Annotated in this window: 16 protein-coding genes; 5 read left to right on the top strand and 11 right to left on the bottom strand. The window is 55.0% G+C overall.

Annotated features, from left to right (window positions below; genetic code table 11):
* Nucleotides 1-214: 214 nt before the first annotated feature.
* Nucleotides 215-1,399: an MFS transporter TsgA gene (tsgA, locus tag V5P19_RS17765; protein WP_334405632.1), complete on the top strand. Its 1,185-nt coding sequence runs from the start codon at nt 215-217 to the stop codon at nt 1,397-1,399.
* A gap of 4 nt (nt 1,400-1,403) precedes the next feature.
* Here tsgA and V5P19_RS17760 read toward each other — a convergent pair whose 3' ends face one another.
* Nucleotides 1,404-2,720 (bottom strand): cytosine deaminase, encoded by a 1,317-nt coding sequence (locus V5P19_RS17760; protein WP_334405630.1) that lies wholly within the window; start codon nt 2,718-2,720, stop codon nt 1,404-1,406.
* 237 nt (nt 2,721-2,957) lie between these two features.
* Between V5P19_RS17760 and nirB the strand changes: the two genes are divergently transcribed.
* The 4 genes from nirB (at nt 2,958) to V5P19_RS17740 (ending at nt 7,647) form a co-directional block, all read left to right on the top strand.
* Complete coding sequence (gene nirB / locus V5P19_RS17755) at nt 2,958-5,501, top strand: nitrite reductase large subunit NirB (RefSeq protein WP_334405629.1); 2,544 nt, start codon at nt 2,958-2,960, stop codon at nt 5,499-5,501.
* Complete coding sequence (gene nirD / locus V5P19_RS17750) at nt 5,498-5,824, top strand: nitrite reductase small subunit NirD (protein ID WP_334405627.1); 327 nt, start codon at nt 5,498-5,500, stop codon at nt 5,822-5,824. Before nirB ends, nirD begins: the two co-directional genes overlap by 4 nt.
* A gap of 135 nt (nt 5,825-5,959) precedes the next feature.
* Nucleotides 5,960-7,333, top strand: coding sequence for a siroheme synthase CysG (gene cysG / locus V5P19_RS17745; RefSeq protein ID WP_334405626.1), 1,374 nt, complete (start codon nt 5,960-5,962; stop codon nt 7,331-7,333).
* Between the two features lie 143 nt (nt 7,334-7,476).
* The gene (locus V5P19_RS17740) at nt 7,477-7,647 is read left to right on the top strand and encodes a YhfL family protein (protein WP_334405624.1); all 171 of its coding nucleotides are present in this window, start codon (nt 7,477-7,479) and stop codon (nt 7,645-7,647) included.
* Between the two features lie 103 nt (nt 7,648-7,750).
* On the opposite strand, the gene trpS is transcribed toward V5P19_RS17740, so the two are convergent.
* From trpS to V5P19_RS17690, 10 genes are all read right to left on the bottom strand, one after another.
* Nucleotides 7,751-8,755, bottom strand: coding sequence for a tryptophan--tRNA ligase (gene trpS / locus V5P19_RS17735; protein WP_010436358.1), 1,005 nt, complete (start codon nt 8,753-8,755; stop codon nt 7,751-7,753).
* Nucleotides 8,748-9,509, bottom strand: a complete 762-nt coding sequence (gene gph, locus V5P19_RS17730) for a phosphoglycolate phosphatase (protein ID WP_334405623.1) — start codon at nt 9,507-9,509, stop codon at nt 8,748-8,750. Before gph ends, trpS begins: the two co-directional genes overlap by 8 nt.
* Complete coding sequence (gene rpe / locus V5P19_RS17725) at nt 9,502-10,179, bottom strand: ribulose-phosphate 3-epimerase (RefSeq protein WP_334405621.1); 678 nt, start codon at nt 10,177-10,179, stop codon at nt 9,502-9,504. Before rpe ends, gph begins: the two co-directional genes overlap by 8 nt.
* Nucleotides 10,180-10,220: 41 nt before the next feature.
* Entirely contained in the window at nt 10,221-11,033 is an 813-nt protein-coding gene (dam, locus tag V5P19_RS17720; protein WP_334405619.1) for an adenine-specific DNA-methyltransferase, read from the bottom strand.
* 67 nt (nt 11,034-11,100) lie between these two features.
* The gene (gene damX / locus V5P19_RS17715; RefSeq protein ID WP_334405617.1) at nt 11,101-12,405 is read right to left on the bottom strand and encodes a cell division protein DamX; all 1,305 of its coding nucleotides are present in this window, start codon (nt 12,403-12,405) and stop codon (nt 11,101-11,103) included.
* 92 nt (nt 12,406-12,497) lie between these two features.
* Complete coding sequence (gene aroB, locus V5P19_RS17710; protein WP_334405615.1) at nt 12,498-13,586, bottom strand: 3-dehydroquinate synthase; 1,089 nt, start codon at nt 13,584-13,586, stop codon at nt 12,498-12,500.
* A 57-nt stretch (nt 13,587-13,643) separates the two neighbouring features.
* Nucleotides 13,644-14,165 (bottom strand): shikimate kinase AroK, encoded by a 522-nt coding sequence (gene aroK / locus V5P19_RS17705; protein WP_010436374.1) that lies wholly within the window; start codon nt 14,163-14,165, stop codon nt 13,644-13,646.
* 290 nt (nt 14,166-14,455) lie between these two features.
* Nucleotides 14,456-15,691, bottom strand: a complete 1,236-nt coding sequence (gene hofQ, locus V5P19_RS17700) for a DNA uptake porin HofQ (protein WP_334405611.1) — start codon at nt 15,689-15,691, stop codon at nt 14,456-14,458.
* Complete coding sequence (locus V5P19_RS17695) at nt 15,606-15,998, bottom strand: HofP DNA utilization family protein (protein WP_334405609.1); 393 nt, start codon at nt 15,996-15,998, stop codon at nt 15,606-15,608. The genes hofQ and V5P19_RS17695 overlap by 86 nt, the downstream gene beginning before the upstream one ends.
* Complete coding sequence (locus tag V5P19_RS17690; RefSeq protein ID WP_334405695.1) at nt 15,988-16,437, bottom strand: HofO; 450 nt, start codon at nt 16,435-16,437, stop codon at nt 15,988-15,990. Before V5P19_RS17690 ends, V5P19_RS17695 begins: the two co-directional genes overlap by 11 nt.
* Between the last annotated feature and the right edge of the window lie 5 nt (nt 16,438-16,442).

Here is a 16,442-nt window from a genome sequence, read left to right as displayed (position 1 = left end):
GAGACCAGCCTTTTACCTAATTTTACGAAATTGAAACAGTTGTTACCGCGCAAACGATTGGTTATCGCGCCATTTAATGTGATGCTGATCACATAAAAATCTGCAATAGCGCTCATATTTCCTTTAAAAGATAGGAATAGATCACTTTCGAGACTAAAATCTGCCCGCTCTCAGCGCCTGATGGGCGCTCTTCTTTATCTTGAACAGGCCAGACATGACTAACAGCAATCGCATCAAGCTCACATGGATCAGCTTCTTCTCCTACGCCCTTACCGGTGCGTTGGTGATCGTCACCGGGATGGTGATGGGAAATATCGCAGACTATTTCCAGCTCCCCGTCTCCAGCATGAGTAACACCTTCACCTTCCTCAACGCGGGGATCCTGATCTCCATCTTCCTGAATGCCTGGCTAATGGAAATCGTTCCGCTGAAAACGCAGCTGCGTTTCGGCTTTGTGCTGATGCTCGCCGCCGTCGCGGGTCTGATGCTGAGCCACAGCATCGCCCTGTTCTCTGCAGCCATGTTCGTACTCGGTCTGGTAAGCGGTATTACCATGTCGATCGGTACGTTCCTGATTACGCACATGTATGAAGGCCGCCAGCGCGGCGCGCGCCTGCTGTTTACCGATTCGTTCTTCAGCATGGCCGGGATGATTTTCCCGATGGTGGCTGCCGTCCTGCTGGCGCGCAGTATTGAATGGTACTGGGTGTACGCCTGCATTGGTCTGGTTTACGTCGCTATCTTTATCCTGACCTTTGGCTGCGACTTCCCGGTTCTGGGCAAAAAGGCGCAGAGCACGGCTGAACCCGTCGCGAAGGAAAAGTGGGGAATTGGCGTGCTTTTCCTCTCCCTCGCCGCCCTGTGCTACATCCTCGGGCAGCTGGGCTTTATCTCCTGGGTACCGGAATATGCGAAAGGCCTGGGCATGAGCCTGAACGACGCGGGTAAACTGGTGAGCGATTTCTGGATGTCTTACATGTTCGGCATGTGGGCGTTTAGCTTTATTCTGCGTTTCTTCGATCTGCAGCGCATTCTGACCGTGCTGGCGGGCCTGGCAACAGTGCTGATGTATCTGTTCATCAACGGCTCCCCGGAGCATATGCCGTGGTTCATTCTGACCCTGGGCTTCTTCTCAAGCGCGATTTACACCTCGATCATTACGCTGGGTTCTCTGCAGACCAAAGTGGCTTCGCCGAAGCTGGTGAACTTCGTGCTGACCTGCGGCACCATCGGCACCATGCTGACCTTCGTGGTCACGGGCCCGATCGTCGCCCACAGCGGCCCGCTGGCGGCGCTGCATACCGCTAACGGCCTGTACGCCGTCGTGTTCCTGATGTGCTTCGCTCTGGGCTTCGTGACCCGCCACCGCCAGCATAACGCGGCAGTGACGTCTCACTGATCCCCTACGCCCCTTTGCGCTCAGCAGAGGGGCTGTTTCTGGCAAAGCTCACCTCTTCTCCCCCGCTGTCCATCTGAATCCACGTCTGCGCCAGCTGGGTTGTGGCGATAATCCTCCCCTGACGAATCGACCAGCGTACCGGAACCTGACAACGCACCGCTTCAAACCCGCTCTCGGCAGGCAGAACGATCAGGTTCGCCGGATTCCCCGTCTCGATACCGTAATCACTCAGACCAAAGGTTCGGGCGCTGTTATGGGTAATCAGATTCAGGCCGCTGTCGATTTGCGGATAGCCCATCATCTGACACACGTGTAGCCCCATGTGCAGCACCTGCAGCATATTGCCGGTACCAAGCGGGTACCACGGATCAAAGACATCGTCATGACCAAAGCAGACGTTAATCCCGGCGGCCTGCAGCTCCTTCACCCGGGTGATCCCCCGACGTTTCGGATAGTCGTCAAAGCGCCCCTGCAAATGAATGTTCACCAAAGGGTTAGCGACAAAGTTAATCCCAGACATCTTCAGCAGGCGGAAGAGTCGCGATGTGTACGCGCCATTGTAGGAATGCATGGCCGTGGTGTGGCTGGCCGTAACCCGATCGCCAATACCGGCCTCATACGCCAGCGTTGCCACCGTCTCCACAAAGCGGGACTGTTCGTCATCGATTTCATCGCAGTGAATATCCAGGGGACGGTCATATTTCTTCGCCAGCTCAAAGGCGATATGCAGCGATTGCACACCGTACTCGCGGGTGAACTCGAAGTGTGGGATCGCCCCCACCACATCGGCGCCCAGCCGTAAGGCCTCTTCCAGCAGCGCCTCACCGTTGGGATAAGAGAGGATACCTTCCTGCGGGAAGGCAACGATTTGCAGCGTGACCCACGGCGCGACCTCCTGCTTCACCTCCAGCATCGCCTTCAGGGCGGTCAGCGTGGGATCGGAGACATCGACGTGGGTGCGGACAAACTGAATACCGTTGGCAATTTGCCACTTCAGCGTTTTCCACGCGCGCGCTTTGACATCCTCATGGCTGAGCATCGCCTTGCGCTCGGCCCAGCGCTCAATGCCTTCAAACAGCGTACCGGACTGGTTCCAGTTCGGCTCGCCTGCCGTCTGGGTAGTATCAAGGTGAATATGCGGCTCAATAAACGGCGGGATCGCCAGCCCGCCGCGGGCGTTTAAAATCTCGTAACTTTCGGCGTGCGTGTCGTCCATCGGCGTGATGTCACCAAAACGACCGTTCTCAATGGCGATTTGCCACAGCCCTTCCCGACCCGGTAAACGCGTATTCTGGACAAGCCAAAGCGGTGTTGTAGACATATCTCTTCCCCGAAAAACGCAGCTGATATTTGGGCGCTCTCATTTTTTAAAACGCCACTCTTTTGTACACAAAATCGACGAACGCGAAAAGCCAACAATTTCCATAACTTATAAAAATCCTGACAAATCAGTCATATACTACCTAAGGAGTAGGCGAAGGCGTATTTGATTTGCATCAATAAGTGCCCCTGCTGAATCGTTAAGGTAGGCAGTAATAGAAAAGAAATCGAGGCAAAAATGAGCAAAGTCAGACTCGCTATCATCGGTAACGGCATGGTCGGTCACCGCTTTATCGAAGATCTTCTCGATAAAGCCGATGCCGATCGATTCGACATTACCGTGTTTTGTGAAGAACCCCGCAAGGCTTACGACCGCGTGCACCTGTCTTCCTACTTCTCCCATCATACCGCCGAAGAGCTCTCTCTGGTGCGTGAAGGTTTCTACGAGAAGCATGGCGTAAAGGTGCTGGTAGGCGAACGCGCTATCACCATTAACCGCCAGGAAAAAGTGATCCACTCCAGCGCCGGCCGCACGGTTTTTTACGACAAGCTGATTATGGCGACGGGCTCTTATCCGTGGATCCCGCCTATCAAAGGCTCTGACACGCAGGATTGCTTCGTTTACCGTACCATTGAAGACCTTAAGGCTATCGAAAATTGCGCCCGCCGCAGCAAACGTGGCGCGGTCGTTGGCGGCGGTCTGCTTGGTCTTGAAGCGGCTGGCGCGCTGAAAAATCTCGGCGTTGAAACCCACGTCATCGAATTTGCCCCGATGCTGATGGCTGAACAGCTGGACCACATGGGTGGTGACCAGCTGCGCCGTAAAATTGAAAGCATGGGCGTGAAAGTTCACACCAGCAAGAACACCAAAGAAATCGTTCAGGAAGGCACCGACGCGCGTAAAACCATGCGCTTTGCCGACGGCAGCGAGCTGGAAGTGGACTTTATCGTCTTCTCCACCGGTATTCGCCCGCGCGACAAGATGGCCACCCAGTGCGGCCTGGCCGTTGCGCAGCGTGGCGGGATCATGATTAACGACGCCTGCCAGACCTCCGACCCGGATATCTATGCGATCGGCGAATGCGCCAGCTGGAACAACCGCGTCTACGGCCTGGTCGCACCGGGGTACAAAATGGCGCAGGTTGCCGTTGACCATATTCTCGGTACCGAAAACGCCTTCACCGGCGCAGATATGAGCGCCAAGCTGAAGCTGCTGGGCGTCGACGTCGGTGGCATCGGCGATGCGCACGGCCGCACCCCGAACGCCCGCAGCTACGTTTATCTCGACGAAAGCAAAGAAGTGTATAAACGCCTGATCGTCAGCCAGGACAACAAAACCCTGCTCGGGGCGGTACTGGTGGGCGACACCAGCGATTACGGCAACCTGCTGCAGCTGGTGCTGAACGCCATTGAGTTACCGGAAAACCCGGACGCACTGATTCTCCCAGCTCACGCCTCCAGCGGTAAGCCGTCGATTGGCGTCGATAAACTGCCGGACAGCGCGCAGATTTGCTCCTGCTTCGACGTCACCAAAGGCATGTTGATTTCTGCCATCAACAAAGGTTGCCACACCGTTGCGGCGCTGAAAGCCGAAACCAAAGCCGGTACCGGCTGCGGCGGTTGTATTCCGCTGGTGACGCAGGTGCTAAACGCCGAACTGGCGAAACAGGGCATCGAAGTGAACAACAACCTGTGCGAGCACTTCTCGTATTCTCGCCAGGAGCTGTACCACCTGATCCGCGTGGAAGGCATTAAATCTTTCGATGAACTGCTGGCGAAGCACGGTCAAGGCTACGGCTGCGAAGTGTGTAAACCGACTGTCGGTTCTCTGCTGGCATCCTGCTGGAACGAGTATGTTCTTAAACCTGAACATACTCCGCTGCAGGACACCAACGACAACTTCCTGGCGAATATCCAGAAAGACGGAACCTACTCTGTTATCCCACGTTCAGCGGGCGGCGAAATCACCCCGGAAGGGCTGGTGGCCGTGGGCCGCATCGCACGAGAATTTAATCTCTACACCAAAATCACCGGCTCCCAGCGTATCGGCCTGTTCGGTGCGCAAAAAGACGACCTGCCGGAAATCTGGCGTCAGCTGATTGAAGCCGGCTTTGAAACCGGCCATGCCTATGCCAAAGCGCTGCGTATGGCGAAAACCTGCGTGGGTAGCACCTGGTGCCGTTACGGTGTCGGCGACAGCGTAGGCTTCGGCGTAGAGCTGGAAAACCGCTACAAAGGCATCCGTACGCCGCACAAAATGAAGTTCGGCGTCTCCGGCTGTACCCGTGAATGTGCCGAAGCGCAGGGTAAAGACGTGGGGATTATCGCCACCGAGAAAGGCTGGAACCTGTACGTATGCGGTAACGGCGGGATGAAGCCACGCCATGCTGACCTGCTGGCGGCGGATCTGGATCGCGATACGCTGATTCAGTATCTCGATCGCTTCACGATGTTCTACATTCGCACCGCCGATAAGTTAACCCGTACCGCCTCCTGGCTCGATAACCTGGAAGGCGGTATCGACTACCTGAAATCGGTCATCATTGACGACAAGCTGGGCCTGAACGAACAGCTGGAAGCCGAGATGGCACGCCTGCGTGACGCGGTGATTTGCGAGTGGACCGAAACCGTCAACACCCCGGCGGCGCAAACGCGCTTCAAACACTTTATTAACAGCACCCAGCGCGACCCGAACGTGCAGGTTGTGGCAGAACGCGAACAGCATCGTCCGGCGACACCTTACGAACGTATTCCTGTGACTCTGGTGGAGGAAAACGCATGAGCCAGTGGGTAAACATCTGTAGCATTAACGACATTCTGCCGGCAACCGGCGTCTGCGCGCTGCTGGGCAAAGAACAGGTTGCCATTTTCCGCCCGCGTCACGACGAACAGGTTTATGCCATCAGCAATATTGACCCGTTCTTCGACGCCAGCGTCCTCTCTCGCGGGTTAATTGCCGAGCATCAGGGTGAACTGTGGGTCGCCAGCCCGCTGAAAAAGCAGCGCTTCCGCTTAAGCGATGGGTACTGCATGGAAGATGAGAGTTGCTCAGTGAAGCATTACGACGTCCGCGTGAAGGACGGCAAGGTGCAGCTGAAAGGCTAACCCCCTCGCCTTTCCGATTGGAAAGGCTTATGCCCCTTATGGGTAACGGCAGGAAAAACCGTATGTTCTGCGCGATTCCTGCTGTTATCCTGACGTCAATTCTTACCCCCTCCATGAATGCTGTGAGGTAATGTCGTGGATCACCTGCCGATTTTTTGTCAATTACACAACCGCGACTGCCTGCTCGTGGGCGGCGGCGATGTGGCTGAACGCAAGGCACGCTTGCTGTTAGAAGCAGGCGCTCGCCTCACCGTCAACGCCCTCGCCTTTGCCCCACAGTTTGAAGCCTGGGCAAAAGAAGGGTTGCTCACGCTCATGCCGGGTGAGTTCAATGAATCCCTGCTTGATACCTGCTGGCTGACCATAGCGGCCACGGATGACGATGAAGTCAACCAGCGCGTCAGTGACGCCTGCGAATCTCGCCGTATCTTCTGTAACGTGGTGGATGCGCCAAAAGAAGCGAGCTTTATCATGCCGTCGATTATCGACCGCTCGCCGCTGATGATCGCGGTCTCTTCCGGCGGCCGCTCTCCCGTTCTGGCCCGACTGCTGCGGGAGAAACTGGAAGCATTGCTGCCCCAGCATCTTGGCCAGATTGCACACTATGCCGGACAATTACGCTCACGCGTGAAGCAGACTTTCGCGACCGTAAGTGAACGCCGCCGCTTCTGGGAAAAATTCTTCGTGAATGACAGGCTGGCGCAATCGCTGGCGAATCAGGATCGGGACGCGGTAGAAGAGACAACAGAACACCTGCTCGCCGAGCCGCTGGATCATCGTGGTGAAGTGGTCCTGGTAGGCGCGGGGCCGGGCGATGCAGGCCTGCTGACGCTAAAAGGGCTACAGCAGATCCAGCAGGCAGATACCGTCGTTTATGACCGTCTGGTTTCCGATGAGATCATGAATCTGGTGCGCCGCGATGCTGACCGCGTGTTTGTGGGCAAACGCGCGGGCTATCACTGCGTTCCGCAGGAAGAAATTAACCAGATCCTGCTGCGTGAAGCGCAGAAAGGGAAACGCGTGGTGCGCCTCAAAGGTGGCGATCCCTTTATCTTTGGGCGTGGCGGCGAAGAGCTGGAAACGTTGTGCAATGCTGGCATCCCGTTCTCGGTGGTTCCAGGGATCACAGCCGCCTCCGGCTGCTCGGCCTACTCCGGTATCCCGCTGACCCACCGCGACTACGCGCAGAGCGTGCGCCTGGTGACGGGTCATCTTAAGACCGGCAGTGAACTGGACTGGCATAACCTGGCCGCTGAAAAACAGACGCTGGTGTTCTATATGGGCCTTAACCAGGCCGCCACCATTCAGGCAAAACTGCTGGAACACGGCATGGATAAAGAGATGCCCGTCGCGCTGGTAGAAAACGGTACGTCCATTAAACAGCGCGTGGTGGACGGCGTGCTAACGCAGCTAGGCGAACTGGCGCAACAGGTTGAAAGCCCGGCGCTGATCGTTGTGGGTCGTGTGGTTGAGCTGCGCGAAAAGCTTAACTGGTTCTCCAGCCACTAACGCATAACCTCCCTGCCTGGGGTAGTCCTTAACCGGACTACTCCCCTCTTACCGCTATCGATAACATACCGCCCGCGAAATGGAACTTTTCCATTTATTCCCTCGTGTTACATCCAACTTTCGTTTTAAGACAAGGATTGCGTATGTTCAAACTGGCAAAGGCTGCCATTCTGGTAGGCCTGTTATCGACTCTGACCGCCTGCACCGGTCACGTTCAAAATACCAAAAATAACTGCAGCTACGATTACCTGCTGCACCCGGCGATCTCTATTTCGAAGATCATCGGCGGTTGCGGAGCAGCGGCACAGCAATAAGCGTTTATCAGACGTAAAAAAACCGGGAATTTCCCGGTTTTTTTGTTTAAGGAAGAGAGTTCAAACCCTAAAAACGGTAACGCCATTACCGTTTTTCTTTTACCTACGGCTTAGCCACAAACCCAATCGCTTCGTACACCGCTTTCAGCGTTTCTGACGCGCGGGCGCTGGCTTTCTCTGCGCCGTCTTTCATCACTTTCTGCAGGAAAGCTTCGTCGTTACGGTAGCGGTTGTAGCGCTCCTGCAGTTCGGTCAGCATGCCGGAGACCGCATCGGCAACTTCGCCCTTCAGGTGGCCGTACATCTTGCCTTCGAAGTGCTGCTCCAGCTCAGGAATGCTCTGACCGGTTACACCGGAGAGGATATCCAGCAGGTTGGAGACGCCCGCTTTGTTCTGCACATCGTAACGCACAACAGGTGGCTCGTCGGAATCGGTCACCGCACGCTTGAGCTTCTTGACCACGGATTTCGGATCTTCCAGCAGGCCGATAACGTTGTTGCGGTTATCGTCTGACTTAGACATCTTCTTGGTTGGCTCCAGCAGTGACATCACGCGCGCGCCTGATTTCGGAATAAACGGCTCAGGCACTTTGAAGACATCGCCGTAAATCGCATTAAAACGCTGGGCGATATCGCGGCTCAGCTCCAGGTGCTGCTTCTGGTCTTCACCGACTGGAACCTGGTTGGTCTGGTACAGCAGGATATCTGCCGCCATCAGCACCGGGTAGTCAAACAGCCCGGCGTTGATGTTTTCAGAGTAGCGCGCAGATTTATCTTTGAACTGGGTCATGCGGCTCAGTTCACCAAAATAGGTGTAGCAGTTCAGCGCCCAGCCCAGCTGTGCATGCTCCGGTACGTGAGACTGAACAAAGATGGTGCTCTTTTCTGGATCGATACCGCAAGCCAGATAAAGCGCTAGCGTATCAAGCGTGGCTTTACGCAGTTTCTCAGGATCCTGACGCGCAGTAATCGCATGCAGATCCACGATGCAATAAATGCAATGGTAGTCGTCCTGCATGCTTACCCACTGACGCAACGCACCCATGTAGTTACCAATGGTCAATTCACCTGACGGCTGTGCGCCACTAAAAACGATGGGCTTAGTCATTTTTCAATTCCTGATGTTCACTGTGCGAAAGCCCGAGTGCGGGCAACAAATCGTTGAAGCGATCGAACACAACGTCCGGCTCACTCAGCGTGATGGATTCACCGTAGTTGTAGCCATAGGTTAATCCAACGGAAGGACATCCTGCCGCTCTGGCCGCCAGAATATCATTGCGTGAATCACCGACAAAGAGCAGCTCCGCGGGCGTTAAGGATAATTTTCCTGCCACCAGCAGAAGCGGTTCCGGATGCGGCTTTTTGTTCTTCACGTCATCGCCGCCCACAATCACGGAGAAATACTTCGCGATATCCAGCGCGACAAGCAGCGGGGCGACAAACGGGGTCGGCTTATTCGTCACCAGCCCCAGCGGAATGCCTTGGGCATGGAGCGCGTTCAGAGTTTCTGCCACGTCCGGGAACAGGAAACTGCCCTCTTCGACAGTCTCTTCGTAGTAACGGTCGAACAATTTACGCAGAACACGCTGCTGCTCTTCCTGTGGAATAGCGGCGTGATCGACGCTGGGTTTACCTTGTGCCGCGCGCTGCGACGCACGCTCCTGGCGAGCCCAGGTCAGGGCGCGTTCCATCAGCACATCGGCACCGTTACCAATCCACGTCACGACACGCTCTTCGCCCGCAACGGGAAGTTCAAGGGCATACAGCGCCTGGTCGACGGCGCTGCTTAAACCTGGCGCGCTATCGACCAGCGTGCCGTCGAGGTCGAATGCTACACCCCGAATTGCCTGCAATTTATTCATGACTTACCTTTGCCAGTTCGTGGCGCATTTCATCAATAACTTTTTTATAGTCCGGCTGGTCGAAGATCGCTGAGCCTGCAACAAACATATCCGCGCCCGCTGCGGCGATGTCACCAATGTTATTGACCTTCACCCCGCCATCCACTTCCAGACGGATGTCATAGCCCGATTCATCGATGCGGCGGCGCACTTCACGCAGCTTATCGAGCGTCTGAGGGATAAACGACTGGCCACCAAAGCCCGGGTTCACGGACATCAGTAAAATAACATCCAGCTTATCCATCACGTAATCGAGATAGCTTAGCGATGTTGCCGGGTTAAAGACCAGGCCCGCTTTACAGCCGTTCTCTTTGATCAGCTGCAGCGTGCGGTCTACATGTTCGGACGCTTCCGGATGGAAGGTTATGATGCTGGCTCCCGCAGCGGCAAAATCAGGCACGATGCGGTCAACAGGTTTCACCATCAGATGGACATCAATCGGTGCGGTAATGCCGTAATTGCGCAGCGCCTTAAGCACCATAGGACCGATGGTCAGATTCGGAACGTAGTGGTTATCCATAACGTCGAAATGGACGACATCCGCGCCAGCCGCAAGTGCTTTCGCAGTGTCTTCGCCCAGGCGGGCAAAGTCGGCCGACAGAATTGAGGGAGCAATCAAAAACTGTTTCATCCGCATCTCCTTGAAATGTGTTTACCGGCGGGCAAAACGGCTCAGGGGCGATAAAGAGCCAGAAGTTCATCCACCTTTTTACGTGTGCCGCCGTTGCTGCTTATGCTACGCCGCACTTTGACCTGAAAATGCTTCGCGGCTTTGTACCATTCACGCGTATCAGGGGTATCGTGATTCGAAATTAACACCGGAATTCTTTTGCTGACCAGCTTTTCCGCCATCTCCGCCAGACGAGCCTGCTCGGCCGGGCTGAAGCTGTTGGTGTGATAAGCGGTAAAATTGGCTGTCGCAGACAGCGGTGCGTAAGGTGGATCACAATAGACCACCGAATTTGCATCCGCCTGTTCCATACATGCTTCATATGAGAGGCAGTGGAATTCTGCATTCTGCGCTTTTTGGGCAAAGTGATACAGCTCGGCCAGCGGAAAATAGGGACGCTTATAACGGCCAAACGGCACGTTAAATTCACCGCGCAAATTATAACGGCACAGGCCGTTGTAGCCATGACGGTTAAGATAGAGGAAAAGCAACGCGCGACGGAACGGATCCTGGCTCTGATTAAACTCAGTGCGGAACTGATAGTAAACGTCCGGGTTATTGTTCTCTGGCGTAAATAGCTTACGCGCCTCATCGACGTACTCATCGGTACGCAGCTTTACGATGTTATAGAGGCTGATAAGGTCGCTGTTGATATCCGCAAGAATATAGCGAGAAAAGTCGGTGTTCAGGAACACCGACCCAGCACCCACGAAGGGCTCGATAAGACACTCGCCTTTCGGCAGGTGCTTTTTAATATCATCGAGCAGGGGGTATTTCCCCCCTGCCCACTTCAGAAAAGCGCGATTTTTTTTCATGCTGACTAACTGATTACACCTTCTCCGGCTGTGGAGAAAGCTCCGACAGCATCCTGCGCTTTAAACATTACTTCAGATCTGACTGAACCTGATGAATCGGCTTCGCCCACGGGTTCTTCGCCTGAACGTCGGCTGGCAGAGTGGCAACGGCACGTTTCGCTTCATCTTTAGAAGCATACACGCCGCTTACCAGCACATACCACGGCTGACCGTTACGGGTGGTCTGATAAACCACGTAGTTTTTCAGATTCGATTTCTTCGCCCAACTGTTGAGGTTGTCATAGTTAGACGAACTGCTCAGCTGCAGCGTGTAGTTGCTTGATGGCGCAGATTTCAGAGAACCGACGTTGCCTGCCGTTTTACCTGCTGCGGTGCTGGACGCTGTAGCGGTAGCAGCCGGTGCTGCAGTCGCGGCAGGTGCAGTGGTCGTCGCCGTAGCTTTCGGTGCTGTCTGCGTCACTGGCGCTTTCGCCGGTTCGCTGACCGCGGCAGTTTCAGTGTGTTTAGTCTGAGCCGGAGCCTTCACTTCAGGCGCTTTTACCACTGACTGAGGTTTGGTTTCACGTTTCGGTTCAATCACGGTCTGCTTACGTTCCTGACGTGGGGCAGTCTGAGTTTGAGTCTGACGTGGCTTAGTTTCGGTCGCAGCAGTTTGCGGTTGAGCGTTGCCGCCACGGATCGGGGCAACGGTTGCGGGTTCAGTTGGCAGCGTAGAGTTAACCACTACGTTATTCACCTGATCCTGGTTTTGCGGTTGCGTCAGCGCATTGTTCAGGTCGCCCTGAACTTCTACACGCTGTTGGCCTTCTGGCGTAACAGGTGCCTGACCCTGAGCTGGCGTAGAAGAAACTGGCGGCAGAGAAACATCCTGCGGCGTCGTGGTGTTTCCGGCGGTCTGCTCTGCGGAGGTGGTCCCCGGCGCTGGCTGTACGCCATTCGCCTGATCGGCCGCATCGTTACCAGACAGGTTGATGCTCTTCTCAGCGGAAGCCGTTGGCTCTGTTGAATTCGTTGACGGTGCTTTGAGCGCGGAACCGATGCCGACAATCAGCAGCACGAGAACCAGGATACCTAGCCCCATCATGATGTACTGGCGGGAAGCTGGCTTCGCCGCTACCGCTTTTTTACGTTTCCGCGGGCGACGCTCTACAGGCTCTTCGTCCATTGAATCTTCTTCGGACTCATAACCCTCTTCTTCTCGCTCATCACGCGCGTTGCGACTGCGCGAAGGGCGACGATCGTCTGCATCCAGATCAACATCGTCAAAGTTGATCTGCGGCTCGTTATCACGTTCTGAAGATTGACGAGAACGACCAGTACGACGATCGCTGGGATCGGGTTTCAGCTCGTCTTCTGGTTTGAATTCATCCATTTAACACCCCACTCAAAGGCTTATGCTAACGACTTTGCATTTCGCCTGAAGCTAAACGACCACCTTTAACGGTGGCCTGACCTTTCTAGTTGTTACGCCTGCTGACAATCAGCGATAGCGCCAAGAACGACATCGTGCGGCACTCCGCCGCGCACTTCACTCTTCCCTATTGCAAGCGGGAGTACAAGACGCATCTCACCTGCTAATACTTTTTTATCGCGCATCATGTGGGGTAAATACGCGTCTGCCGACATCTCCTTCGGCCCGGTAACCGGTAAGCCAGCACGCTCAAGAAGTGCAATAATGCGTACTGTCTCTTCAGCTGTAAATTGACCCAGGCGCTCAGATGCACGTGCCGCCATGACCATACCGGCAGCAACGGCTTCGCCGTGCAGCCAGTTGCCATAGCCCATTTCGGCTTCAATGGCGTGGCCAAACGTATGCCCCAGATTCAGTAAAGCACGTAAGCCGGTTTCACGCTCGTCTGCAGCAACAACTTCCGCTTTCAGCTCACAACAACGGCGAATACAATACGCCAATGCCTGACCGTCAAGGCCAAGCAGGGCGTCCATATTCTCTTCTAGCCAGTTGAAGAACTCGCCGTCAAGAATAATGCCGTATTTGATGACTTCAGCCAGGCCAGAAGCCAGCTCGCGTTTTGGCAGGGTTTTCAGACAGTCGAGATCCACCACCACCGATGCGGGCTGGTAGAACGCGCCAATCATGTTTTTCCCAAGGGGATGGTTGACTGCCGTTTTGCCACCGACAGAAGAGTCGACCTGAGACAGCAATGTGGTGGGAATTTGAATAAAACGAACACCACGTTGATAGCTTGCGGCCGCAAACCCCGTCAGATCGCCTACAACACCACCGCCCAGGGCAAGCAGTGTCGTATCACGACCGTGCGGTTTTTGCAGTAATGCGGTAAAGACGGTATCCAGTACCGCCAGGCTTTTATACTGCTCGCCATCAGGCAGAATCACACTGTCGACTTTCACGCCCGCCTGCTCAAGCAGGTGGCGAACACGGTCGAGATAAAGCGGAGCCAGTGTCTCATTGGTGACCAGCATTGCCTGATCACCCGCTTTCAGTGGTAAGAAGGAAGCTGGGTCGTTAAACAAACCAGCCGCGATGGTGATAGGGTAACTACGTTCCCCGAGAGTAACTGTAATCCTCTCCATGACGCGACATCCACCTTAAATGCTTTTACCCGCAGGCGAGTGTATATAAAGCCAGAATCAGTTGCTTTCCAGCATATGAATAATCTGGTTTGCAACCACTTTAGCGCTCTGATCGTCAGTACGAATGGTCACATCAGCAATCTCTTCGTACAGAGGATTGCGTTCACCGGCCAGGGCTTCCAGGACTTCGCGCGGCGGCGTTTCAACTTGCAGCAGTGGGCGCTTTTTATCGCGCTGCGTGCGTGCCAGCTGTTTTTCGATGGTCGTCTCAAGATAGACCACAACGCCACGGGCGGAGAGACGGTTGCGGGTTTCGCGAGATTTCACAGAGCCGCCGCCAGTTGCCAGCACAATGCCCTGTTTTTCCGTGAGTTCGTTGATCACTTTTTCTTCTCGGTCACGGAAACCTTCTTCGCCTTCTACATCGAAGACCCAGCCCACATCAGCTCCGGTTCGTTTCTCAATCTCTTGATCAGAATCGTAAAATTCCATATTGAGTTGTTGAGCTAACTGACGCCCAATAGTGCTTTTGCCGGCACCCATAGGCCCAACCAGAAAGATATTGCGTTTCTCTGCCATTTTTTCGGTACTACTAAGACTATTCGTTAATGGTAATCCCCGCTTCGCAGACACCTCGCGTAGCAGGACATGAACTGAAACCTCATATGCAATAGAGCGAGAGTCAGACTAAAAATTATCTCAATACTCCGGCTTGTTTGGCAACTGATTAAATCACCGTTCCAAACGCATAAGGAAATAAGACAGTCGTAAGCCCAACTCAAATCGGTACTCCTTGTATGCTAATTCATGCCCCACGTCAAACATCTGCAACAAACTGAAGGAAAAATCATTAGGAGGATCGCTGCCCTTTAGCGAATGCCGACCAGGCGTGGCGTGATAAATACCACTAACTCGCGCCGTTCGTTGTCTTTTCCATCATGGCGAAAAAACTGCCCAAGCCAGGGGATTTTTCCAAGTCCCGGTACGCTATCGCTTCCGGTTTTATTCTTTTGCGAGAAAATACCGCCCAGCGCCAGCGTTTCTCCGCTTTTTACCTCTACCTGCGTTTCTATTTCTTGCTTATCGATAGCCAGAGTTTCGCCATCTGCCTGTTGCAGCACCTGGCCCGGCATATTTTCGCTGATGTGGAGTTTCAGGCGTACGCGTCCGCCCGGTAGGACAACCGGCGTGACCTCCATTCCCAGCACGGCCTCTTTAAATTCCACGGAGGTCGCACCGCTCTCACCGCTGGAGACCTGATAAGGAATTTCACTGCCCTGTTTGATACTGGCCGGTTGCATATGCGAGGCCAGCAGTCGCGGGCTGGCAATGATATCGACCTGCTGCTTTTGTTCGAGCGCCGACAGCTCCAGATCCAGCAGTCTGCCGTTAATGCGCCCGATATTAAAACCCACGTGCGTGGAGGCACTGGCAACGGATAAATCAGCACCCAGCGTGGTGATTTGCCCCACGTTGCTCACTCCCGCGGCGTCTGCGAGATTCCACTTCACCCCCAGTTCTCGGAGGCTTTTCTCATTGATGGTCACAATATGCGCCGCCAGTTCTACCTGTTCGACAGGAATATCCATCTGCACTGCCCAGCGTTGCAGCGTATCCAGTACCGACTGGTTATCCCGCACCAACAGACGGTTGGTGCGCTTGTCGAGCGATAAACTCCCTTTTGGGCTAAGAAGCTTTTCCGCCGCTTTTTGCAGCTCTCCGGCATCAGCATATGAAAAGGGAATGCTGTGTGAGACCAGCGGCGCATCGAGCTGTAAACGCGCCTGTTCCTGTTCCTTGCGGTCTTGCTGTTCACGCTGCCACGCCGCGGTGTGGACGTAAAAAATCCCTCTCTCTTCCCGCAGAACAAGCCCGGCGCTGGTAACAACCGTCTGCAGCGCCTGCCGCCACGGAACGCGCGTAAGATTCAGAGACAGCGAACCACTCACATCAGGCGACACCACCAGATTACGCTCCTCCTGTGCGACCAGCGCCTGTAAGACCTGAACCACGGGGACATTATCCACCACCAGCGTGACTGGCTTTGGTGCGGCGTTCAGCGGGCTGCTGAGCGCCAACAGCACTAGCATTATCCTTAAATTCATTTTTATTCGTTCCTTCTCGTTGCCATGTCCATTGCGTGGGGTCGCATTTTTCACCCACGCTTACGACGAGTTCAGCTTCATTCATCGAAATGATCTGCCAGCTAGCCGGTAAGCGCGCCTGCGTTTTCACACGGTGCCAGCGCGTTAGCCCGTCTTGCAAAATGCCAATGCCGCCCACCATTCCGCGGTAGTGCCACTGTGCCAGCTCACCGACGGCACACGGATCGTCCGGCGGATGAAAGGGATCGCGCATTCCGGTTAATAAGAGCGCAGAGCACACCAGCAGGTATCGTGCGCTATCTCGCATGGTCTTTCTCCAGCGCCACCCGCAGGCGTAACGCTGCACCTTGAGGCGAGAGGGTGAAAGCAGTAACCCGCACAGCCCGCTGGGCCAGCGCGGAAAATACCGCGGGGATCGCCTGCCAGTCTGCATCCAGCGTGAGTTCCCCGCCGCTTTGGAGCGGCTTCCAGTTAACCAGCCGGGTACCCGTGGCCTGAAAATCAAGCGGAGAAAAGGGCCGCAAAACCGCCACGTCAGGCGCGACGGGCTGTTGCGGCACCTTGCGCGCAGCGGGCCACAACGAGGCATTGGTCCGTTCAGCGTGAAGCAGCTGGCGCGCAGCAAGCTGCTCATGTGTCGGCCTGAGCAGCGCCCCCCATGCCGTCACTCCTAGGCTAAGTACGCTCAGGAACCAGCAGAGCACCCGCTGCCAGGGACGACATTGACACCAGCGTTCAACCATCATGTCCA

This window comes from Enterobacter sp. UNJFSC 003, from assembly GCF_036903355.1.
Taxonomy (GTDB): Bacteria; Pseudomonadota; Gammaproteobacteria; order Enterobacterales; family Enterobacteriaceae; genus Enterobacter.
This window is presented reverse-complemented; position numbering and strand designations above follow the sequence as displayed.